We start from the raw sequence: 482 nt of genomic DNA on the forward strand, positions 1-482 counted from the left end.
ACGACGTATTTACAGGAGTTCCTGATCTGATGAACCACACAGATTTGGGTGGATGACTGAGGGAATACGGTGCGGATGGTATCCGTAAATCCATTCAGGTTGTCTGTACAGGTAATCAGTATATCCTGTACTCCACGCGCCTTTAAATCAGTCAGGACACCCATCCAGAAAGAGGAACTTTCTGATTTGCCAACCCACATGCCAAGAACTTCCTTCAGACCGTTCTGTTTCAGCCCGACGCAAAGATATACGGTCTTGTTGATGACTTTGCCGTTATCCCGCACTTTAAAGACTATTCCGTCCATCCAGACAATGAGATAAACCGGATCTAAAGGTCGGTTCTGCCACTCCTGGGCCGCCTGGTTTACCTTGTTTGTAATGATGGAAATGGCAGATGTGGAGAGTTCTATCTCATAAATCTCACGCATCTCTTCCTCTATGTCAGAAACACTCATTCCTTTGGCGTATAGGGAGATAACAAG

At 45.9% G+C, this 482-nt stretch carries 1 protein-coding gene; it reads right to left on the reverse strand.

Going from position 1 to position 482, the window contains the following annotated elements; genetic code table 11:
• The coding region (locus M3090_RS15620; RefSeq protein ID WP_249057799.1) for a transposase at nucleotides 1-482 on the reverse strand (482 nt) is incomplete at both ends.

This window comes from Bacteroides sp. ET71 (assembly GCF_023336905.1).
Taxonomy (GTDB): domain Bacteria; phylum Bacteroidota; class Bacteroidia; order Bacteroidales; family Bacteroidaceae; genus Bacteroides.